17 protein-coding genes are annotated in these 22,037 nt (G+C 72.4%); 11 read left to right on the plus strand and 6 right to left on the minus strand.

Annotation, left to right across the window (positions count from 1 at the left end):
- Positions 1–93 precede the first annotated feature (93 nt).
- Positions 94–492, plus strand: a complete 399-nt coding sequence (locus BXA05_RS06515; RefSeq protein ID WP_076404379.1) for a helix-turn-helix domain-containing protein — start codon at positions 94–96, stop codon at positions 490–492.
- Position 493: 1 nt separating this feature from the next.
- Complete coding sequence (locus tag BXA05_RS06520) at positions 494–1,429, plus strand: HNH endonuclease (protein WP_076404380.1); 936 nt, start codon at positions 494–496, stop codon at positions 1,427–1,429.
- Between the two features lie 7 nt (positions 1,430–1,436).
- Here the strand turns inward: BXA05_RS06520 and BXA05_RS06525 are convergent, their stop codons facing one another.
- From BXA05_RS06525 to BXA05_RS06545, 5 genes are all read right to left on the minus strand, one after another.
- Positions 1,437–5,057, minus strand: coding sequence for a helicase-related protein (locus BXA05_RS06525; RefSeq protein WP_076404381.1), 3,621 nt, complete (start codon positions 5,055–5,057; stop codon positions 1,437–1,439).
- Positions 5,058–5,182: 125 nt separating this feature from the next.
- Positions 5,183–7,573: a HelD family protein gene (locus tag BXA05_RS06530; RefSeq protein ID WP_076404382.1), complete on the minus strand. Its 2,391-nt coding sequence runs from the start codon at positions 7,571–7,573 to the stop codon at positions 5,183–5,185.
- Between the two features lie 110 nt (positions 7,574–7,683).
- The gene (locus tag BXA05_RS06535) at positions 7,684–8,571 is read right to left on the minus strand and encodes an HNH endonuclease (protein ID WP_076404383.1); all 888 of its coding nucleotides are present in this window, start codon (positions 8,569–8,571) and stop codon (positions 7,684–7,686) included.
- A 104-nt stretch (positions 8,572–8,675) separates the two neighbouring features.
- Positions 8,676–9,329 (minus strand): response regulator, encoded by a 654-nt coding sequence (locus tag BXA05_RS06540; protein ID WP_211435832.1) that lies wholly within the window; start codon positions 9,327–9,329, stop codon positions 8,676–8,678.
- Positions 9,330–9,369: 40 nt separating this feature from the next.
- Complete coding sequence (locus BXA05_RS06545; protein ID WP_051027509.1) at positions 9,370–10,107, minus strand: FadR/GntR family transcriptional regulator; 738 nt, start codon at positions 10,105–10,107, stop codon at positions 9,370–9,372.
- A 235-nt stretch (positions 10,108–10,342) separates the two neighbouring features.
- On the opposite strand from BXA05_RS06545, the gene BXA05_RS06550 reads away from it, so the two are divergent.
- The 8 genes from BXA05_RS06550 (at position 10,343) to BXA05_RS06585 (ending at position 19,253) form a co-directional block, all read left to right on the plus strand.
- A complete protein-coding gene (locus BXA05_RS06550) occupies positions 10,343–11,341 on the plus strand; it encodes a zinc-dependent alcohol dehydrogenase (RefSeq protein WP_081896026.1) in 999 nt (332 codons plus the stop codon).
- Positions 11,338–11,922 carry a TRAP transporter small permease gene (locus tag BXA05_RS06555; protein WP_074803496.1) on the plus strand — a complete coding sequence of 195 codons (585 nt, stop codon included), beginning with the start codon at positions 11,338–11,340 and terminating at the stop codon, positions 11,920–11,922. Before BXA05_RS06550 ends, BXA05_RS06555 begins: the two co-directional genes overlap by 4 nt.
- Positions 11,923–11,925: 3 nt before the next feature.
- Complete coding sequence (locus tag BXA05_RS06560) at positions 11,926–13,182, plus strand: TRAP transporter large permease (RefSeq protein ID WP_021482371.1); 1,257 nt, start codon at positions 11,926–11,928, stop codon at positions 13,180–13,182.
- A 95-nt stretch (positions 13,183–13,277) separates the two neighbouring features.
- Complete coding sequence (locus BXA05_RS06565; RefSeq protein WP_076404384.1) at positions 13,278–14,285, plus strand: TRAP transporter substrate-binding protein; 1,008 nt, start codon at positions 13,278–13,280, stop codon at positions 14,283–14,285.
- Between the two features lie 98 nt (positions 14,286–14,383).
- Entirely contained in the window at positions 14,384–15,634 is a 1,251-nt protein-coding gene (gene otnK / locus BXA05_RS06570) for a 3-oxo-tetronate kinase (RefSeq protein ID WP_076404385.1), read from the plus strand.
- Complete coding sequence (locus tag BXA05_RS19650) at positions 15,631–16,284, plus strand: class II aldolase/adducin family protein (RefSeq protein WP_076404386.1); 654 nt, start codon at positions 15,631–15,633, stop codon at positions 16,282–16,284. Before otnK ends, BXA05_RS19650 begins: the two co-directional genes overlap by 4 nt.
- A gap of 20 nt (positions 16,285–16,304) precedes the next feature.
- Positions 16,305–16,886, plus strand: coding sequence for a G/U mismatch-specific DNA glycosylase (gene mug, locus BXA05_RS19655; protein WP_076404387.1), 582 nt, complete (start codon positions 16,305–16,307; stop codon positions 16,884–16,886).
- Positions 16,887–17,060: 174 nt separating this feature from the next.
- Positions 17,061–19,253: a family 43 glycosylhydrolase gene (locus BXA05_RS06585; protein ID WP_076404388.1), complete on the plus strand. Its 2,193-nt coding sequence runs from the start codon at positions 17,061–17,063 to the stop codon at positions 19,251–19,253.
- Between the two features lie 130 nt (positions 19,254–19,383).
- Here BXA05_RS06585 and BXA05_RS20665 read toward each other — a convergent pair whose 3' ends face one another.
- The gene (locus BXA05_RS20665) at positions 19,384–20,856 is read right to left on the minus strand and encodes a sensor histidine kinase (RefSeq protein ID WP_143311072.1); all 1,473 of its coding nucleotides are present in this window, start codon (positions 20,854–20,856) and stop codon (positions 19,384–19,386) included.
- Between the two features lie 177 nt (positions 20,857–21,033).
- On the opposite strand from BXA05_RS20665, the gene BXA05_RS06595 reads away from it, so the two are divergent.
- A complete protein-coding gene (locus tag BXA05_RS06595; protein ID WP_083711577.1) occupies positions 21,034–21,942 on the plus strand; it encodes a DUF4352 domain-containing protein in 909 nt (302 codons plus the stop codon).
- Positions 21,943–22,037: the final 95 nt, after the last annotated feature.

A 22,037-nucleotide genomic window follows, 5' to 3' on the forward strand; every position in this document is an offset into this window, starting at 1 on the left:
AGACTGCCTCGAGCGCGGAGGCGGCGCACTCCTCGACAAGTGCCCAATGAGTTGGGCAGACCTCGGGAGCGCTGCTCGGCAGCGTGATTCCTTGTGTCTGAGCAGGGAACGAGCGCCGTCGAGATCGACTGGGCCACGTACGCGGAAGAGTTGGGGCGGCGCCTCGCCGCGGTCCGACGGGCGCAGGGGATCACGCAGATCGACCTCGCCCACGCGGACGGCGTGGATCGCAACCAGGTCCAGAACATCGAGAACTCCCGGACGTCTGCCAAGGGAAAGCCCGGGAACACGACGCTCCGAACCCTGTTCCTCCTTGCCGCCGCTCTCGGCGTCCCGCCCGCGCTGCTGATCCCGAGCCTGAACGCGGTGCCGGGGGCCCGGCGTCGCGAACGCTTCGATCTCTCCTGGCCGACGGCTGAGATCGAGCTGCTCGAAGCCGTGAAGGCGTTTCCCGTCCCCGAGGGAACGCGGCAGAGCAAGCGGGTCTCCTGACGTGCGTGCCTACGTCGGTCTGACCGACTGGACGTGGTACGAGACCCTCCGGGCGACGGGCGCCACCGAGGCGAACTTCTGGCGTCCGCGCGACCTGAGACGGTTCGGCGCGACCGTCCCGCAGGGAGCCCCGTTCCTCTTCAAGGCGCACAAGGACCGTGGGGATCGCATCCTCGGCGGAGGTTTCTTCGACGGCTGGGTCACGCTGACCATCGAACGAGCGTGGGAGTTCTTCGGGACGGGCAACGGTGCGCTGTCGGTGACCGAGCTCCTCGCCGCGATCTCGGCGATCCGTGGCGAGCAGGTGACCGCCCAGACGGAGATCGGCTGCATCCTGCTCAGCCAGATCCGTTTCTTCCCGTCGAGCGACCTGCCGTCGGCCCCGCCGAGCTGGTCGGGCAACCTCGTGCAGGGAAGGTCGTACGAGCTGGGAACGCCTGAGGGTTCCTACGTCGAGGAGGTCTTCGCGCAGCTCCTCGCGCGCGACCTCGGCGACGACGCGACCACGGGCGTCGTCGACGGACCCGTCTTCGGCCCGCACCGCCTGATGGCGCAGAGGCTCGGGCAGGCGCCGTTCAAGGCGCTGGTCCAGGAGGCCTACGGACGACGCTGCGCGATCACCGGCGAACGGATCGTTCCGGTGCTCGAGGCCGCGCACATCCGCCCCGTCGCGAGCTCAGGGGAGAACCGGGTCGACAACTGGCTGCTGCTGCGCTCGGACGTCCACACGCTCTTCGACCGCGGTTATCTCGGGGTGCATCCCGAGAGGCGGACGCTGCTCGTCAGCCCGCGTCTCCGCGGCGACTTCGGCAACGGTGAGGAGTTCTACACCATGCAGTCCAGCGGTCACATGATCGCGCCGCCGCGGCGGCGTGCGGACCGTCCGAACCGCGAGTTCCTCGAGTGGCACGCGGACGAGGTGTTCCTCTCGGCGTAGCTCTTCCTCAGAGTGGCCCCTGCCCGCAGGCCCACGTCTTCTTCCAGCTCATGACGAGCGCCGTCTGGGCGTAGGAGTCGAGCTCGGTCCGGGCGAACGGGTCGAGGACGTAGCGCACCTCGTCCGTCCCCGCCGGCTTCTCGTGGTCTACGCTCACGAGCGCCAGCCGATAGTGCGGGGCAGTGTTCTTCGCGTGCAGCACCTCGTTGAGCGTCACGATGAAGTCCTCGGCGCCCACGACCCGCCCCTTCACCTCGAGGAAGACCGTGGTCCCGTCGGGGCCGACGGACCGGATGTCGTAGCCCGGGTTGTTGTGCGGCATCTCCTCCGGGTCCCTTCCGAGCGCCCGCTCAGCCGCCAGCACGGCGTCCACCGCCCGACGCTCGGTCACTGTCGTGTCCGCGGCCAGCGCACCGTGCGTGAGGACGGGGGCATCGACCCGCGTGACGCCGGGAGCGGTCCGCGTGTCGTGACCGCGCGCGGCGTCGACGAGGCCCTGGGGGACGACCAGCGCGGCACTGGCGATCTGCGGTGGTCGGACCACGAACTGCTCCTCCAGGTCCAGCGCGGTCAGCCGTGCGTCGAGGCGGGACTCGAGCTCGCGTGCCCGTTCGTGAGCGGTCGACGGGGACAGGCGGACCCGACGGCCCGCGGTCTGCTCCTCCGCGAGCCGGGCCGACTCTGCGTCCCAGTAGTTGATCTGCGACCGAAGCCGCTGCCGGACGAGGGCTCGGGTGTGCTCGACGAGCGGGACCACGCGCGCTGCGACCTCGTGGCGGTGAGCGGGGAGCCCGTGGGTCACTGACCATCCTGTCGCGTGCTGCTCGACGTTCCGGCCCGACCATCGCTCGAGCGGCGCCTCCGCGACCGACGCGGGGACGTCGTCGGGCAGGGGGATGAGGTCGAGGTATGGAGCAGGGCCGGCGAGCTGTGCCTGTCCGTCCCGGTCGAGCACGACGAAGGAGAACCGCTTGCTCACCACGGTCCCTGCGCCGTCGGCGATCTCCTCCGTGAGAGCGACGACAAGTCGCTCGGGCGCCGTCGGATCGGTCGCGGTGGGGTCCACGAGTACCGCTCCCCGGGTGAGGAGCGGGCCGTCCGAGGCGAGCACGGCGTCGATCAGCGCATCCATGAGGGGATGCCCCGGCGCGACGAGCTCGGCCGAGGGACTCCCCGCGACGTGCGTGAGCGCGGGCTCGAACGTCACACGCGCGTAGCGGGGCGCCACCGCTCGTAGGGACCGACGTGGACCGCTCGCGCCGACGCTGCGATGTCGGTCCCGGACGGTGGCCGGGACGTGCGTGATCTCGTAGCGTCCTCGCTCACGGGCCGCAGCGCGGCCACCCAGCAGTCTCAGCGACTCCAGGGCAAAGAGCTGGACGTAGTGGGGCTGGAGTCGTCGAGCACGCGCCTCGTCCATCTGGCGGCGGAGCTCGGCAAGGTCGCGCAGTGTGATCTCGGGCGTGGCGAGCGCTCGCTCCTTGAGAAGCTGGTCGAGCCCGGTCGCGACGGACGAGTCGACGACTCGATCGAGATGCGCGCGCACGTCCTCGCGCTCGCCGTACCGGATCGCCTCGACGAGGAGTTCCCGAAGCGGGGTCTGCCCGAAGGCCGCGTCACCCAGGACGTCGAACGCCTTGCCGCCGTAGGCGCGGCGCTGCTCCTCGACCTTCTGCAGCAGCCGCTGGAACACCTGTCCCTCGCGGGTCTCCGAAGCCACGAGGTTCCACAACCGGCACACCTCGCGCTGCCCGATGCGATGGATGCGCCCGAATCGTTGCTCGATCCGGTTCGGGTTCCACGGGAGGTCGTAGTTGACCATGAGGTGAGCACACTGCAGGTTGAGGCCTTCGCCGGCGGCATCGGTTGCGACGAGAACCTGACAGCGAGGGTCGTTCGCGAACTGCTCACGTACCCGGTGGCGGTCCTGGCGCCGCGTCCCGCCATGGATCGTCACGACCGACTCGGGGTCGCCGGTGAACTGGACGATGCGCTCGCGCAGATACTCCAGGGTGTCGCGATGCTCGGTGAAGACGATGAGCTTGCGGGGGTTCGTGAGCGCCGAGCCACCGTCGCGTGCCTCCTGGATCAGCGCGCGCAGCTCGATCCACTTGCGGTCGACACCGCTGGCCCGCACCTGCGCCGCGAGACGCTCCAGGTCCGCCAGCACGGCGATCTCGACCTCGAGCTCTGCCGCCGTACGGGCGGCCGTTGCGGCGTCGATCACCTCTTCTTCGAGATCCTCCAGCTCACCCGCATCGAGCTCGTCCTCGTCGAAGGCCTCGTCCAGCTCTGTGTCCACCGCTGCGGGGGCGAGGTGCGTCGCGTGGCGACCGGCGTCGTCGTCCACGGCCTCCGCCCACCCCTGTGCGAGGCTCCGCTCCGCGGGAGAACCCAGCGCCACCATCTCGTCGCGGCGACGCTGCAGGCGGGCCGAGCGGCGCTGGAGACTGCGGTAGATCGCCTCGGGGCTCGAGGCCAGCCGCCGCTGGAGGACGGTGAGCGCGAACCCCACCGTTCGTGCGCGGCCGCTCCGGCCTTCGGCCTCGATCGTCTCCGCGCGGTTCATCTCCGTGCGGACGTACTCCGTGACCTGCTCGTACAGCGCCATCTCCAGGCCCGAGAGCGTGTACGACACCGTCTCGGCGACGCGCTCCGGAAAGAGCGGCTTGCCCTCGAAGGTCAGGAGGTCTTCCTTGATCATGCGACGCATGAGACCTGACGTGTCGGTCGAGTGGGCGCCGGCACGGTAGCGGCCCTCGAACCGATCCGGGTCCAGCAGCGCGAGGAACAGCTGGAAGTCCTCCTCCTTCCCGGCGTGCGGCGTCGCGGTCATGAGCAGGTAGTGCCGCGTGATCGTGCCGAGGAGCTGGCCGAGCTCGTAGCGGCGTGTGCGCGTGAGCTCGTTGCCGTAGAAGTGGGCGGACATCCGGTGAGCCTCGTCGACGATGGCGAGGTCCCACTGTGTCTCGGCGAGCAGCCCCATCCACTCCTCGTCGCGTGAGAGCTGGTCCATCCGCGCGATGAGGAACGGGCTGCTTGCGAACGGGTCGCCGTGGAGGTCTGCCTCGGCGAGGGACCGGGAGAGAATCTCGAACTCCAGCCCGAACTTGCTCGCCAGCTCGTCCTGCCACTGCTCCACGAGCCCACCGGGCGCGACGATGAGTGCCCTCGCGACATCGCCTCGCAGGATCAGTTCCTTGAGGTAGAGCCCGGCCATGATCGTCTTGCCGGCGCCGGGATCGTCCGCCAGGAGGAAGCGGAGCGGTCCTGGCTTAGGGAGCATCTCGCCATACACCGCGCGGATCTGATGGGGAAGGGGGTCGATCGCGCTCGACGTCACCGCGAGCATTGGGTCGAACAGACCCGCCATGCGCATCCGCGTCGCCTCGGCAGCAAGCTTGAACCGCGCGCCGTCCGCGTCGAACGACCACCGCAGCGACTCGTCAGCCGCGCGCAGCGATGCCTCGTCCGCACGGTAGACGATCTGCTCGGCAAGCACACCGCTGCTGGATCGATAGACGACGGACAGTGCATCGGTGCCGTGCCACTCGACCCCGACGACCAGAACCGGCAGCGCGTCGAGGCCGTCGATGCGGGTGCCAGGTGCGATGTCCTCCAGGCGCATGCGAGTCCTCTCGCCTCTCGTGATGGCACGGTGCGAGCACCGCTCTGCCGAAGCCGCAGGCGGAGCGCCCAACACGTTGTGCTGACGGTAGCGCGATGGGGCGATGACGGCAGTTCCCTGCGAAGTCAGCCCGGATGGGAGCTGTCCGCGTCAAGTTGCTCGAGTGCAGCCAACAAGACGTGCCGCCACATGTGCGGCGGTGCGGTCTCCTCCAGGAGCTCGAGGACGTTCACCGCATGGAACTGCGCCGTCTTCCGCTGAACGGAGGTGAGGCCGGCAAGCGCGCTGCTGTGAGGAGCACCGGCCGCCTCGGGCCTATCTGAAGGCCCCGGGGCACCGCCTGGTTCGAGTGCAGGCGTGCTGGTCGTCGGCGGAACGAGGACGGTCGGAGTCTCGGCGACCTCCTGCGTCGTCGGCGCGACATGCTCTCGCGGCGGGCTGGTCCGGTCCGGCTCGGGCGAGAGCGCCGGGGGGAGCGTGCCCACGGGGTACACGATGTCCAGGTACTTCGTCGTGCGGGTGAGCGCGATGTAGAGCATGCGCTCGCCGTGGGGCCCCGCGCCGACGATCTCGGCGGGGTCCACGACGACGACAGCATCGAACTCGAGGCCCTTCGCGGCGACCGGGCTGACGAGGTTGATCGACGCGCCGAGCGCGCCGTTGTCCGCGTCGTCCCAGTTGATGTCCTCGCCACGCAGTGCGGCGATGAGCTCTTCTCGTCGGGCATCCGGGCAGACGACACCGAGGAACCTTCCCTTGCCGGAGTGCTCCTGGATCACCTCGAGCACCGCGCGAGCAACCGACGCCGGCTCTTCCTCGCGGAGCTGGGGGTCGCGTGGTGCGTCGCGGACGACGAGAGGTGCTGTGACACCAGGTGCCGCCGTCGGCAGCAGCTTCGCGGCGAGATCCATGACCTGCCGCGGGACGCGGTACCCGTACTTCAGCTCGACGGACTCGTGCGGGAGCGGCGAGCGGAGAAGTGCGACGACATCGTCCCAGCTGTCGCGCGCCCAGAGGCCGGTCGACTGGGCGATGTCGCCGACGACGGTGAACGCGCCGTTCGCCGAGCGGCGTCGGATGGCCAACCACTGCATCGGGGAGAGGTCCTGGGCCTCGTCGACGACGATGTGCCGATAGGACTCGTTCTCGCCGCCCATCTCCGCTGCCGCGTGGTCCAGCAGGACGACATCCTCACGTGACCAGGACTGCTCCGACATCCGCTGGGCCGACGCGCGGCGCAGCAGCTGGAGCTCGCCGACGGTCAGTGACGTTCCCTGCGCTGCGGACACCAGCCGCTCCAGCGACCCGAAGAGGTCGCGCACGTACGACTGCGGTGACAGCTGAGGCCAGATGCGCTCCACGGCGTTGTCGATCTCGGTGGCGTCGAGAAGATCGCGAACGTCCCCCGAGAGTCGGTCGCCGTCGTCCTTGGCACGCCGACGAGCCTTGACCGCGATCTCGGAAGCGAGGCGCTCACGGAAGGTGCCTCGGCCGACGGAGTAGGGCTTGTCGCTCTCGTCGTCGATCAGGGTCGCCAGCTCGATCGGTTCGAGGCGCACGCGCCACGAGACGCCGCGCACGGTGAACGGCTGGTCCTCCGTCGGGAAGCGCAGCCGGTCGCGCAGGCCCTTCGCCAGGACGTCGACCATGCGGTCGTCGCCCTTGAGCCGTGCTGCTGCCGGATCTTCCTTGACGTTGACCGTGACCGGCTTTCCGAGCAGCCCGGTGACGTCGGTCTGGCGTACGTGCTCGTCGCCAAGCTCGGGGAGCACCTTGCTGATGTACCGGGTAAATGTCGGGTTCGGGCCGATGACCAGGACCTCGTCAGGTGCGACGTCACCCTCGTAGAGAAGCGAGGACACGCGGTGGAGCGCGACCGCGGTCTTCCCCGTGCCGGGCCCGCCCTGGACGACGAGCAGCTGCTCGGCGTCGGCGCTGATGAGTGCCGCCTGCGCCGCCTGGATCGTCTCGACGATCTGGCGCATCTCCGGCTTGCGCTCCTGCTCGAGCGCATCGACCAGCAACGAGTCCTCGCCCATCACGTAGGCGACGGGATCCTGTCGGGGGTCGAGGTCCTCCAACTCTGCGATGCGCCGGGCGAGCTCGGCGAAGACCGTGTCGCTCGTCTCCGTGATCGTGTTGACCGGCTGGACGTGGTAGCGCCGCTGACGGAGGACGTCGCCCGGGTTGTGTGCGGTCGCCGAAGCGAGCCCCTGGACGAAGCGGGCCTTCCACGAGTAGACGAGGACGTCACCGGCGTCGTCCCGCACCCCAGCGCGCCCGACGTAGAACGTCTCGTCCTCCGTGTCGATCCGGAGGTACGCGGCGGCGTCCGAAGGATCTCCCAACGTGTCGTCGGCCTCGGCGTTCGCCTTGAGCCTGCTCGCGGCCTTGTTGTCCCCCGCAGCCGAAGGCGCCGCGCTGCGCGCGGCGCGCTTCGCTTCCCGGACGTCGCGGGCATGGGTGAAGTAGGCCTGCTCGTCAGCGAGCGACGCGGCGACCGGCGGAGTGTTCACACGTCTCCTTCGATGTGGTTGCGCGAACCCTAACCCGTCCCGCCGACACGGTGGTGAAACCATCTCGCGGGTTCACCCGCGTCGTGAAGCGAGTGACCTTCGTGAGCGCGCTACAGGCGCCCAAAGCGCTCGAAGCGCCAGGCAAGAAGTTCTCGGTCGGGTCTGTCGGCACGACGGCGCGGAAGCGCGAGGCGGCGCCCGTGCATCTCCTGGAGGCCGTGCTTGAGCATGGGTCCGTCGACCTCTTGGAGGAGGTCGAGCGCGATCCGCACCTCGCCGTCAGGCGTCACGCCCAGCATGTTCTGGTCATAGGCGGCGTGATGGATCTTGCAGAGGGCGAGTCCGTTGTTCACGGTCGGCAGTCCATGTTTCTCGCTGTCCGGGACGATGTGCGCGGCGTCGAGCAGCGCTCCGTGCTTGAGCTCGCAGATCGCGCACCGGGTCTCGTAGGCGACGAGGACGCGAGTGCGGAACGCCGGCTGGTGCAGTCGCTGCTTGGCGAGCCGGAGCGCATACTCGCGCTGTGGCGCCGTGAGGTGAGCCGGGTCCGGGATGAACCGGAAGGCCTCGTCGAGGGCGATGAGGAACTGGCTGTTCTCCGGCTCGTCGTCCACGACGTACACGGGGGCGACCGGGGTGTAGACGTTCGGGACTTCCTTGCGGAACAGGATGAGCGGCATCCCGCTCGTCATCGCCTCGCGCAGCTTGCGGTTGTCGCCGCTCCACGGGTCGCCGGCGCGGTACGCGTAGTGGAGGAGGCCGTCCTCGGACTCGGTGTCGTCGTACGGTCCGCTCGCCGAGCTGACGATCGACAGCGTCGAGGAGAAGCTCTGCGGGTTGCGGATGCCGCGCGAGTAGTCGATGACCGGGAGCTTGCGGCCGTCGATGTGGAAGTCGAGCAGCTCGTCCCGGTAGAGGAACCCGCCGTTCGCCTCGGCCCGCTCGTGCACCCACTGGATGATGCGTGTGCGCAGCGCGGCTTCGACGGCAGAGTCCATGCCGGCAGCTCACCAGGCGCTCCGCGAACGGGCAAGTGTCCGTCGGGTGAAGTTCGCCGAGAGTGCCCGTTTCGTCTGACCGGTTCGAAAGTTCTCGCCAGCGGCTACGCGCTGTTCCCTGCGGACTGCGACACCAGCACGGCGAGCTGCACCCGGTTCGTGACCCCGAGCTTCGCGCTCGCCGCGGAGAGATGGGTCTTCACCGTCGCTTCGCTGACGTACAGCCGCTGCGCGATCTCGGGGTTGGACAGGCCCTGCGCGACGAGCCGCGCGACGTCGAGCTCGCGCTCGGTGAGGGTCGCGACCTGCTGGGCCGCCTCCCTGCGCCCCGCCGCACCGGGTGCGGCGATGACCTGCGCCATGACGACGCGTGCCGCGCGGGGCGACAGCGCGCCGTCGCCGGCTGCGACGGCGCGGACGGCGGAGACGATCTCGTCGGGGGACGCGTCCTTGGCGAGGAACCCGGACGCCCCGGCGTGGACGGCGTCGAGGATGCTGGACTCGGTGTCGAACGAGGTCATGGCGATGACGCCGGGCGGGTCGGGGAGCGCCCGCACGGCGCGTGTCGCCGTCACGCCGTCGACGCGGGGCATGCGCAGGTCCAGGAGCACGACGTCGGGGTGGTGCGCCTGGACGGCCGGCACGACCTCGTCGCCGTCGGCGGCCTCCGCGACGACCTCGATGTCGTCGGGCCGCAGGATGGTCCGCAGCAGCCGTCGCACCATCGGGTCGTCGTCGACCACGAGCACCTTGATCACGACCCGACCCTAGCGGCGCGCGCCCACGGCGCGACCGCCGTCAGGCCGGCGCACCGTCCTGGTGGCGCACCCACGTCTCGCGGACCTCGGTGAGGTGGTCGAGCATCGCGGCGCGGGCGCCGTCGGCGCGGTGCGCGTCGAGGTTGTCGACGATCGCGCGGTGCGCGCGCGTGACGACGTCGATGCGGCGCGGGTCGTAGGAGAACGTCGCGACGCGCGTCTCCATGAGCCCTTCGCCGAGCACGTCGTAGAGCATGACGAAGAAGTCGTTGCCGGTCGCGACGGCGAGCCCGCGGTGGAAGGCGTAGTCGTTCTTGGACGCGGCGACGATGTCGTCGGCGTGCCCGGGGAGCTGGTCGACGAGGTCGGCGAGGCCGGTGAGCGCGGCGTCGTCGATGCGTTCGGCGGCGATTCCCGCGACGGCGACCTCGAGCGTCGCGCGGACCTCGTGGAGCTGGAGGTAGGGCACGTTGGGGCCGTGGTGGAGGAACATCTGGAGCATCTGGCCGACGTCGTCGATGCTGGTGCGCCCGACGCTCAGGCCGGAGCCGGGCGTGGCGGTGACGATGCCCTTGGCGGTGAGGGCGCGGACGGCCTCGCGCACGACGGTGCGGGAGACGCCGTAGGACTCGCAGAGCTCGCGCTCGGAGGGCAGCCGGTCGCCGGGCTGGAGCTCGCGCGCGAGGATGTCGTCGCGGATCGCGTCGGCGACCTGGTCGGACAGTCGGCGCTGTCGCACGATGCCGCTCGTCGGCAGCGTCGCATCGGGCTCGGGCACCGTTCCTCCTCGGGGTGACGACCGCGCCATTCTGCCTCACGGGGGCCGCGACCTGCCCGGACGCGGTCCCTGCTCGCGGTCGTGAGACGGGGTTGGCTCAACTGGTATGACAGGATACAGTCACTCAACCTGCTGAGCCGAGCGTCCGACGTCGGGCACCCGTGCCGGCAGGTCTCCCCTCACCCGCACGCAGAGCAACGCGGCTTCCCAGTCGCGGGGAAAGAGCTGTTCCACGATGCGCGCCATCAGATTCGAGACGTCCGGGACCGCCCACGTGGTGGACATCCCGCGCCCGGTCCCCGGCCCCGGCGAGGTCCTCCTCGCCGTCACCTCCACGGGGGTCTGCGGCTCCGACCTGGCCGCCCTCCGCGGCACCCACCCGTTCCGCGTCCCGCCGCTGATCTCCGGCCACGAGGCCGGTGGCCGCGTCGCCGAGGTCGGCCCGGACGTCGCCGACGTGGCCGTCGGCGACCGCGTCGTCGTCGACCCGCAGCGCCCGTGCGGCACGTGCGACCTGTGCACGACGGGCGGCTACCACCTGTGCGCGAGCAAGCAGATGCTCGGCGTCGCCGAGTGGGACGGCTCGTTCGCCGAGCACGTCGTCGTGCCCGCGTACACGCTGGTCCCCGCGCCCGACGGCGTCGCGGACGAGCACCTCGCGCTCGCCGAGCCGGTCGCGGTCGCGGCCCACGCCGTCGCGCAGCTGGGGGAGCGGCGCCGCGAGCGCGCGCTCGTGCTCGGCGGCGGCACGATCGGCGCGCTCGTCGCGCGCGTCCTCGCCGACGGCGGCAGCACCGTGGTCGACGTCGTCGAGCCGCGCGAGCACGTCCACGAGGTGCTGCGCGCGGTCGGCGCGACGGGCGTCCACCGGCCCGACGCCGCGCTCGAGCCCGGCTCGTACGACGCCGTCTTCGTCGCCGCGGGCGTGCCCGCGCTCGTCGAGCGCGCGTTCGAGGCCGTCGCGCCCGGCGGCGCGATCGTCCAGGTGGCGGTGTTCAACCAGCCCGTGCCGGTCCCGGTGGGGCAGCTCCAGGTGCGCGAGATCGCCCTGCTCGGCACGGCCATGTACACGAAGGACGACTTCCGCACCGCGCTCGACGTCCTCGCGCGCCACCCCGGGCTCGCCGACGTGCTCGTGTCCCGCACGACCTCCCTGGAGGAGGGCGCTGCCATCACGACGACCATGGCCGCCGAGGGGCCGGGCGACATCGTCAAGCTGGTGATGGTCCCGTGAGCGCGGCCCGCGCCGTCCGCGGCGTCCTGTCCGGCGCCGAGCGCGCGCTGTTCGTGGTCTCGGGCGTCGCGATCACGCTCGTGAGCGCCGTCCTCGTGCTCCAGGTCTTCATGCGGTACGTGCTCAACAGCCCGACCGTGTGGTCCGAGGAGTTCGCGACGCTCGCGTTCGTCTGGTGCGTCATGACGGCGATCCCCGTCGCGGTGCGCCGCAGCGAGCACATCGCGGTGACGCTGCTCCTCGACCGCCTGCGCGGGAAGGTTCGCCGCGCGTTCGTCGCGCTCGGCTACGCGCTCTCCGCGGGCCTGTTCGGCCTCGTCGCGGTCTACGCCGCGATGATGCTCCCGACGGGCGCGCGCCAGCTCATGACCGGCCTGACCATCGCGACGGGCACGGACATCACGCTGCTCGCCATGTACGTCGTCGTGCCGATCGGCATGGGCTTCTCCTGCGTCTACGCGGTCGAGAAGCTCGTCGAGGCGCTCCGCGGCGACTTCGACACCCCCGACGACGCCGTGGAGGCGAACATCGCCGAGGCGGAGCAGCTCGTCGCGCCCACCTCCCAGGACAAGGACGTCTGACCCATGCCCCTCATCCTCGGAGGGCTCCTCCTCCTCATCCTCGTCATCGGCGCCCCGGTGGGCGTCGCCGTCGGCCTCGCCTCGTTCGCGAGCCTCGCCGCCGAGGGCGTGCCGCCCGAGGTCGGCGCCCAGCGGTTCGTCGCCGGGATGCGCTCCTTCCCGCTCCTCGCGATCCCGCTCTTCGTGCTCGCCGGGTCGCTCATGAACGCGGGCGGCGTGACCCAGCGCCTCATCGACTTCGCCTACGCGATCGTCGGCCGCATCCGCGGCGGGCTCTCGGCCGTCAACGTGCTCACCAACATCACGTTCGGCGGCATGTCCGGCTCGGCGGTCGCGGACGCGTCGTCGGTCGGCCGCCTCCTCATCCCGCAGATGCTGCGCCGCGGCTACGCGCCCGGCGACGCGGCGTCGGTCACCGCGACGGCGTCGATCGTCGCGCTCGTGCTCCCGCCGAGCATCACGATGATCATCTACGGCGTCGCCGCCGAGGTCTCGATCAGCGCGCTGTTCTTCCACGGCCTCTACATCGGCCTCGGGTTCGGCCTCGTCTACCTGGTCACGGGCTGGCTCGTCGCCCGCAAGAAGGGCTACCCGGCCGAGCGCGGCGTGGGCGCGCGCGAGCTCGTGCGCACCGCCGCCAAGGCGCTCCCGGCCCTGCTCATCCCGGTCGTCGTGCTGGGCGGCATCCGGCTCGGCGTCTTCACCGCGACGGAGGGCGGCGCGGTCGCGGTCCTCATCGCCGTGATCCTCGGCGTCGTCGTCTACCGCGAGCTGTCCTGGCAGCGCGTCGTCAAGGCGATGCGCGAGACGACGATGCTCGTCGCCGCGATCATGCTCATCATCGCGATGGCGCAGGCCTACTCGTGGGCGCTCGTGACCGGCGGCACGCCGCAGATCGTCGCCGACGCCGTGCTCGGGCTCACGGACAACGTGCTGCTCATCCTCTTCGTCGCCAACGTGATCCTGCTGCTCATCGGCACGGTCGTCGAGGGCAACGCGGCGATCATCATCTTCACGCCGATCCTCCTGCCGATCGTCACGGCCGCGGGCGTCGACCCGGTCCACTTCGGGCTGATCGTGGTCATCAACCTCGCGATCGGGCTCATCACGCCGCCCGTCGGGATCAACCTGCTCATCACGAGCCGGATCGCCGGGATCTCGGCGGAACGGGCGCTGCGCGACATGCTCCCGTGGCTCGGCGTCTCGGTCGCCCTGCTGTTCCTCGTCACGTACGTCCCCGTCCTCACCGGCATGTACTAGCCGGCGCGACGGTCGACACCCGCCACCGGCACCAGCACCCCGGCGGGCGAGGGCGTCCCGCGCCCTCGCCCGCCCCGCACACGAAGGAGCTTCCCGTGGGGAAGAGAACCACCGCGCCGCACCGTCGCGTCGCCGCCCTGGTCGTCGCGAGCGCGCTCGCCCTCGGCGGCTGCACGGCCACGACGACGGACACCGAGCCCGACCTGCTGCTCCGCCTCGGCCACTCGTACGGCGCCGGAAGCCTGCAGGACCGCGCCGCGAACCGGCTGTCCGAGCAGGTCGCCAACGCCTCCGACGGCCGCGTGACGATCGAGGTCTACCCCGCCTCCCAGCTCGGGAGCTGGGAGGACATGCAGGAGGGCCTGGAGTTCGGGGCGGTGGACATCGTCGTCGAGTCCGTCGGCTCGCTCGAGCGCTACACCGACCTCGCCGCGATCGAGGGCGTGCCGTTCCTCTACGAGGACGAGGACCAGTTCCTCGAGGTCTGGGACGGCCCGCTCGGCGACGAGATCATCGACGCCATCCGGGAGGACTCCGGGTTCCTGCTGCTCGGCCAGATGTACCGCGGCGGGCGCGTGCTCAACACGCAGCGTCCCGTCACCGAGCTCGCCGACGCGCGCGGCCTCAAGCTGCGCGTCCCGACCCAGCAGACCTACCTCGACACGTGGCACGCGCTCGGCGCGAGCCCCATGCCGCTCGCGCTCAGCGAGGTCTTCCCCGCGATCGAGCAGGGCGCGGTCGAGGGCCAGGAGAACCCGATCGACGTCGTGCGGTTCAACTCGTTCTACGAGGTCGCGCCGCACGTCACGCTCACCGAGCACGTGTTCGGCAACTTCCACTTCCAGGTCTGGGCCGACGCCTACGAGGGCTGGCCCGACGACCTCCGCGCGATCGTCGACGCCGAGATCGACGACGTCTCCTCCTGGTACCGCGAGACGTCGATCGCCGAGCGGCAGGAGAACGTCGACTTCCTGGTCGAGCGCGGCGTCGAGCTGCACGAGATCGACCGCGCCGAATGGGCGGAGGCGTCGTCCGAGGTGCTCGACCACATCGACCCCCAGGTCGTGGAGTGGGCCGAGCGCATCCGCTCGGGCGACGCGTGACGCCGTACCGCGGCCCCGAGCCGCGGCGGCGCGTCGACCGCGCCGCCCGCGACGCCCGACGACCCGACCGACGACCCGACCGACCAGAGGAGACACCGATGCGCGGCGCGATCGCCGACGACTTCACCGGGGCCACCGACCTCGCCGGCAACTGGAGAGCCCGTGGTCTGCGGACCGCCGTCGTGCTGGGCGTCCCGGGCCCGGACGACCTCGCGGACCTGGCCGACCACGACGCCGTCGTGGTCGCGCTGAAGATCCGCTCCGTGCCCGCCCCCCAGGCCGTGGAGCAGGCGCGCGCGGCCTACCGCGCGCTCGTCGCGCTCGGCGTCACGCAGGTCTACGACAAGTACTGCTCGACGTTCGACTCCACGCCCGAGGGCAACATCGGGCCCGTCGCGGACGCGCTGCTGGAGGAGACCGGCGCGCGCAGCGCCGTCGTCGTCCCGGGCTTCCCGGACGCGGGCCGCACCGTCTTCCGCGGCCACCTGTTCGTGGGGAACGAGCCGCTCGACCGCAGCCCCATGAAGGACCACCCGCTCAACCCCATGTGGGACTCGCGCGTCGCGAACCTCCTCGCCGCGCAGACGGCGCACCCGGTCGCCGAGGTGCCGGTCGGCGTCGTGCGGGCCGGCGAGCAGGCGCTGCGAGGCGCGATCGTCGCGGCCGAGGCGGGCGGCGCGCGGTACGTCGTCGTCGACAGCATCGACAACGACGACCTCGCCGTCGTCGCCCGCGCGACGTCCGACGCGCCGCTCGTCACGGGCGGCTCCGGGCTCGCGCTCGGCCTCGACCCGACGGGCGCGACGCTCGGCGACATCGCCGCCGTCCCGGGCCGACGCGCGGTGCTCGCCGGCAGCGCGTCGCGCGCCACCCAGGCGCAGGTCCGGGCGGCCCTGCCGCACCTGCCGCACCAGAAGGTCGACGTCGCGGCGGCGCTCGCGGACCCGGGCGCGGAGGTCGAGCGGCTCCTCGCGTGGGGGCGCGAGCGCTGGGCGGAGCAGCCCGACCGGCCGGTGCTCGTGTACTCCGTGGGTGAGCCGGACGACGTCGCGCGCGGCCGTGCGGTGACCGCCGACGCTCCTGCCGTGGTCGAGCGGCTGTTCTCCGCGCTCGCGCCGCGGCTCGCGGAGGCGGGAGCGACGCAGCTCGTCGTGGCGGGCGGCGAGACGTCGGGCAGCGTCGTCCAGGGGCTCGGGGTGCACGTGCTCGAGGTCGGGCAGCTCCTGAGCCCAGGCGTGTCCTGGCTGCGCGGTCGCCGCCGCGGGGCCGACGACGTCAACCTCGTCCTCAAGTCCGGCAACTTCGGCACCGAGGACCTCTTCGTCACCACGTGGGAGGAGCTCGCATGAGCGACCTGGTCGAGGAGCTGCTCGCCGCCGGGCGCGGTCTCGCCGCGAGCGGGATGTCGCCCGGGACGTCGGGCAACGTGTCCGTGCGCGTCGGCGACGAGGTGCACCTGAGCGCGAGCGGCACGTCCCTCGCGACCCTCACCGCCGAGCAGATGGCCCGCACGACGCTCGACGGTACCCCCGTCACCGAGGGCGACGGCCCGACGCCGCGGCCCACCAAGGAGTGGCCGCTGCACCTCGCGATGTACGCGCGCGACCCGGAGTACCGCTGCGTCGTGCACCTCCACTCGCCGAGCGCCGTCGCGGCGTCGTGCCTCGCTCCGTGGCGCGAGCACACGGCGTTCGCGCCGGTCACGCCGTACGTCGTCATGCGCGTGGGCAACGTGCCCCTCGTGCGGTATGCCGCGCCGGGCGACCCGGCGCAGGCCGAGCGCGTCCGGGGCAGCGCGCTGCGCTTCCACGGCGCCCTGCTCCAGAACCACGGGTCCATCGCTGCCGGGCGCACGGTCGCGGAGGCCGTCGACCGCGCGGTCGAGATCGAGGAGGCGGCGCGCGTCCGGCTGCTGCTCGGGGACCGGCTCGACGCGCGGCTCCTCACCGACGACGAGGTGCGCGAGCTCGTCGAGGCGTACGGGCAGCCCTGGGGCTGACGTCCGGCGAGGATGGTCCGGTGCCGACCGACCCGCCGTACGCGCGCCCGACCGCCGACGACCTCGCCGCCGCGCGCGGCCGTGAGATCGAGGACTGGCTGTGGCCTGACCTCGACGTGCTGTTCTGCGGGATCAACCCCGGGCTGTACTCGGCGGCGGTCGGGCTGCCCTTCGCGAACCCGGGCACGCGGTTCTGGAAGGCGATGCACGAGGCGGGCTTCACCGACCGCGTGCTGGGACCGTGGGAGCGCGACGCGTTCCTCGACGCCGGGCTGGGGATGACGAACGTCGTGCGCCGGGCGACCGCGCGGGCGGACGAGCTGACGCCGGAGGAGATCGTCGCGGGCGGACGCCGCCTCGTCGAGACGACGGAGACGTACCGGCCGCGGTGGGTCGCGGTGCTCGGCCTGGGCGCGTACCGCACGGCCTTCGCGGACCGTCGCGCCGCGACCGGCCCGCTGGAGCGGCGCGTCGGCCCCGCGCGGGCGTGGCTGCTCCCGAACCCGAGCGGCCTCAACGCGCACCACACGGTCGCGACGCTCGGCGCGGCGTACGCGGAGCTGCGCGTCGCCGCGGGGCTGCCGGACCGCCGTCGGGCGTGAGCGCCGCGCGGGGCGAGCCGGGCTGTCGCCGCCTGCGCGTGCCCTGGCCGCGACTTCTTGCTTGTTGACTCTTGCGAGAAGTTGTTGACTTGTGTGAATCGGCCCGGGAGACTCGAGATCCCGAGGTCGACGCCGTCCCGGGTTCTTGCCCCCTCACCGTCGAGGAGACACCCCATGAAGCTCTCCCTGTCCCGGGCGCGCACGCGTGCCACCGCTGTCACGGGTGCGCTCGTCGCGCTCGGGCTGGTGGTCTCGGGCGCCGCCGTCGCGACCGCCGTCCCGTCGGCGGCACCCGCTGCACCCGCTGCACCCGCCGCAGCCTCTGCCGCCGTCGCCCCGACGATCGCCCCGGTCGTCGACGCCAACTTCCCCGACCCGGACATCCTGCTCGTCGACGGCGTCTACCACGCCTACGCGACGAACGACCAGGGCCGGAACGTGCAGCACCGCACCTCGACGGACCTCGTCACGTGGAGCGCCCCGACCGACGTCGCGCCCGACCTCGGCGCGTGGGTCAGCGAGGCGTGCACGTTCTCGCCGGGCGGCGCGACGGACCGCTGCGTCTGGGCGCCCGAGGTCGCCGCGGTCGAGGGCGGGTACGCCCTCTACTACACGGCGCGCGACGCGACGTCGCCGCGCCAGTGCATCGGCCTCTCGCTCTCCGACTCGCCCGAGGGTCCGTTCGAGCCCGTCGGCGACGACCCGTTCGTCTGCCCCAACGGCGAGGACGGCACCGAGGACCTCGGAGGCGCGATCGACGCCGGGACGTTCGTGGACGGCGACCAGCTCTACCTGCTGTGGAAGGCCGACGGGAACTGCTGCACCGGCAAGACGGCGATCATCTTCGCCCAGCCGCTGTCGCCCGACGGCACCACGCTGACCGGTCCGGCCACCGAGCTGATCCGCGTCGACACGGCGTACGAGGGCCGCGTCGTCGAGGCGCCGACCGTCGTCGAGCGCGACGGCACCTACTACCTCTTCTACTCCGCGAACGACTTCTACGGCGGCGCCTACCGCACGTCGTACGCGACGGCGCCGAGCCTGGCCGGCCCGTGGACCAAGGCGACGACGGAGCTCATGACGAGCGACCGCTTCCAGGGTGACGTGCGCGGCCCGGGCGGGCAGGACGTCGTCACCGCACCCGACGGGTCGGACGCGATCGTCTTCCACGGCTGGAACGTGGCGTTCACGTACCGCGCCATGTACGTCGCGGACCTCGAGTGGTCGGCCGACGGCGTCCCGTCCGTCCCGCAGGCGTCCGACCGCTACCAGGCCGAGGACGGCGTCGTGACGAACGCGCGCGTCGTGGCCGACGGCGGAGCGTCGGGCGGGGCGAAGGTCGGCGGCCTGGACTTCGCGGACTCGTCCGTGACGGTCGAGGTGCACGCCGACGCGGCCGGGCCGGCGCTGCTCGGCATCCGGTTCGCGAACGGCTCGCAGGACGGCTCGACGCGCGTCCCGTCCACCGGGACGCTGGCCGTGAACGGCACGGTGACGGAGACCGTCGTCTTCCCGCACACCACGTGGGGCAACTGGCAGACGTCCGAGCACCTCGTCGACCTCGTCGCCGGGACCAACACGATCACGCTGACGCGCGCGACGTTCTACACCGAGCTCGACGCGTTCGACGTCTACCCCGCGACGCGCGACCCGCGCCCGTCGGCGCCGCCCGTCATCCCGTCGGACGCGACGCGGTACGAGTTCGAGGACGGCGTCATCACGCGCGGCTCCGTCGGGAGCGCCGCCGGGGCGTCGGGCGGGCAGAAGGTCGGCGGGCTCGACTTCCTCGACAGCTCCGTCGCCCTCCAGGTCCACGCCGACGAGGCCGGGCCGTACACGCTCGGCGTGCGGTTCGCGAACGGCTCCGAGCGCGGCGGGTACACGCTGCCGTCGTCGAGCGCCGTCACGGTGAACGGCGCCGACGCCGGGGTCGTCACCTTCCCGCACACCACGTGGGGCAACTGGCAGTCCGTCACGCACCAGGTCGAGCTCCAGCAGGGGTGGAACACCGTCACCCTGACCAAGCTCACCTGGTACACCGAGCTCGACGCGCTCGACGTCTTCCCGGCCGAGGTGCCGCCCGTCGACCCGCAGGTCACCGTCACTGCGCAGCCCCGCTGCCTCGGCGGCACGCCCTATCTCGCCGTCCGCGCGACGAACGACGGCGACGAGACCGTCGCCGTCGCCCTCACCACCCCGCACGGCGAGCGGGCGTTCGCCCAGGTGGACCCGGGCAAGAGCGCGTACCAGTCGTTCAAGGTGCGCGGCGGGGCGCTCGAGGCGGGCGAGGCGCTCGTCGCGGTCACCGACGTCGCCGGCACGACGACGGAGGTGACGGCCGCGTACGACGCGCTCACCTGCGCGTAGTCGCCTCCTGACCAGCAGACCGCGGTGCCGCCCGGCCGATGGGCGGCACCGCGGTCGTGCGTCCGGGCCGGAGCGACAGGTCCGTGCGCCCGGGCTGCGCCACAGGTCGAGGCGGGGGATCGTGCGGCGGTCAGGCGCGGGGACGGTCCCACGGCAGGTGGGCCCGGACGACGAACCGGCCGTCCTCGACTCCCGCCGAGAACGTCCCGGCGAGCGCCTCGCAGCGCTCGCGCATCCCGACGATCCCGGCGCCGCTGCCGGGGACGCCCAGGGCGTCCGCGGTGAGCGCGTTGCGGACCGTGAGGTCGACGCCGTCGCCGGGCCGGGCGCGCACGTCGACGTCCGCGCGGGCGCCCGGGGCGTGCTTCATCACGTTCGTCAGCGCTTCTTGCACCACCCGGTACACCGCGCGCGTGAGCGCCGGCGGCGCGGAGTCCGCGTCCGTGACGAACACCGTCGCGGCGAGGTCGACGCCCGACGAGCGCGCCTCGTCGAGCAGCGCGGCGAGGTCGCCGAGCGCCGGGGCGGAGCCCGTGTACTGCTCCGCGCCGTCGCGCAGCGACGTGATGAGCGCCCGCATCTCCTCGAGCGCGCGGTGGGCGGACGAGCGCATGGTCCGGGCGGCGTCGGCCACCTCCGGGTCCTCGGTCGTCACCTCGAGCGCCGACGCCTGCAACGACATGACCGACAGGTTGTGCGCGACGGTGTCGTGCATCTCGCGCGCGATGAGCTCGCGCTCGTCCTGCCGCGACAGCTCGGTGCGCAGGTGGTCGGTCTGGCTGCGCAGGTCCTCCGCGTGCGTGCGCAACGTCTCGGCGCGACGGGTCTCCACGGCGGCGGTCTGCTGGGCGACGTGCGCCTGCCCGGCGTAGCGTCGCACCAGCCCCGCGCCGAGCGACGCCGCCATCGCCAGGACGCCGATGACCACGTAGCCGACCGCCCCGAGGTATGACCTGCTGCCGTCCTCGAGCGACGTCGCAGCGAAGATCACGGCGTCGCCGTCGCGGGCAGCGTCCCGCCACAGCGACGCCGTGACGGCGAGGACGGTCGCGGCCACGCACCCGGCGACGACCCGACGCCGGTGCTCGCGGGCGAGCACGAACGGCAGCGCGAGCAGAGGCGCGAGAGCACCGACGGGCGTCAGGATCCCGGCCGCCGCCGTGGCGAGGCAGACGACGACCGGGTAGCGCGCACGCCAGACCACCGCTGCGCACACCCCGGAGAGCACGAACAGACAGAGGAAGTAGAAGGCGAGCTGTGCCCCGGTGATGGCGTCGCCGTGCCGCATCGAGGAGAAGGTGGCGCTGATCATCCCGACGCCGAAGGTCGCGGCGACCGCGCCCACGGTCCCGGCGACCGACCAGAACCGCCGGGCCCGCCCGGGGGCGGGGGCCGCCGTCGGGCGCGCGCCGCCGACGGGGTGCGGCGGAAGGTGGCCGATGTGGGCACCTGCGGCGGCCGGGCCGGTCGGCGCAGCCGGCCGGGTGGGCCCGGGATACCCGGGTGGCGGGGCGCCCGGGTGGCCGGGCGCCGGGTAGCCCGGTGGAGGCGCGGCGCCCGGCGGCACCGCGGGGCCGCCCGGCTGCTGCGGCGGGGGGTACATGCGGCGAGCATACGCACGGGCGCCGACGCCCGGCCTCCGCCGACCGGCTCGCGCGACCGGCCCGGATCTCCTCCGGTCGGACGGCCCGGACGAGCCGGTCGGGCGAACCGCCGGACGGTGCCGCGCGGCCACGATCGTCCTCGAACGCAGCGACCACGACGCACCGAGGAGACCACGATGTCCGCACCGCACGAGGGCCAGCGCCCCGACCAGCCGGGCGCGTACCCGGCCCAGCCCGGCCCGACGCCGCCCCCGGGCCAGCCTTACACCTCGCCCCTGGGGCCGGGCGCTCCCGGAGCAGCCGGCCCGACGCCGCACGCCGCCCACCCCGGTCAGGCGGGCTGGGCCGGTCAGCCGGGTCAGCCGGGTCAGGAGGGCTGGGCCGGTCAGCCGGGCATCCCGGGCCAGCCGGGCTTTCCGGGACAGCCGAGTCAGCCGGGTGCGGCCGCGTTCGCGGGGCAGGCGCCGGGTGTCCCGCCGCGCAAGAGCTGGTTCGCGCGGCACAAGATCCTCACGGGCCTCGGGGTGGTCGTGATCCTCGCCGTGATCGCGGCCGCGCTCGGCGGCGGGGGAGGGGACGAGCCCGATGCACCGGCACCGGTCGCGGGGTCGAGCGCTCCCCAGGATCCCGCCGAGCCCGCCCCCGAGGCGCCGGACGAGCCTGCCGAGGAGCCCGCTCCGGAACCCGCGGCGGCCGTGGTCGGCACGCCGGTGCGCGACGGCAAGTTCGAGTTCACCGTGACGTCCGTGGAGACGGGGGTCCCCACCGTCGGGGACGAGTTCCTCAACGCGCAGGCGCAGGGCCAGTTCGTGCTCGTGCACGTGACGGTGACGAACGTCGGCGACCAGGCGCAGATGTTCGACGGCAGCAGCCAGAAGCTCGTCGACACCGCCGGGCGCGAGCACTCCGCGGACACCAGCGCGGCGATCTACCTCGGCGACGCGAACTCGTTCCTCACCGACATCAACCCGGGCAACAGCGTCGAGGGCACCGTGGTGTTCGACGTCCCCGCCGACGCCGTCCCCGCGAGCGTCACGCTGCACGACTCCTTCTTCTCCGGTGGGGTCGAGGTGTCGCTCGGCTGATCGCCGGGGCGGGCCTTCCCGGGCCGTCTCGACGGCCCGGAGCCGCGGACGGACACGGTCCCGCGCTCGCTGCACCGCCGCGCACCCCGCACCCG

The organism is Cellulosimicrobium funkei (assembly GCF_900155925.1).
Lineage (GTDB): Bacteria > Actinomycetota > Actinomycetes > Actinomycetales > Cellulomonadaceae > Cellulosimicrobium > Cellulosimicrobium funkei.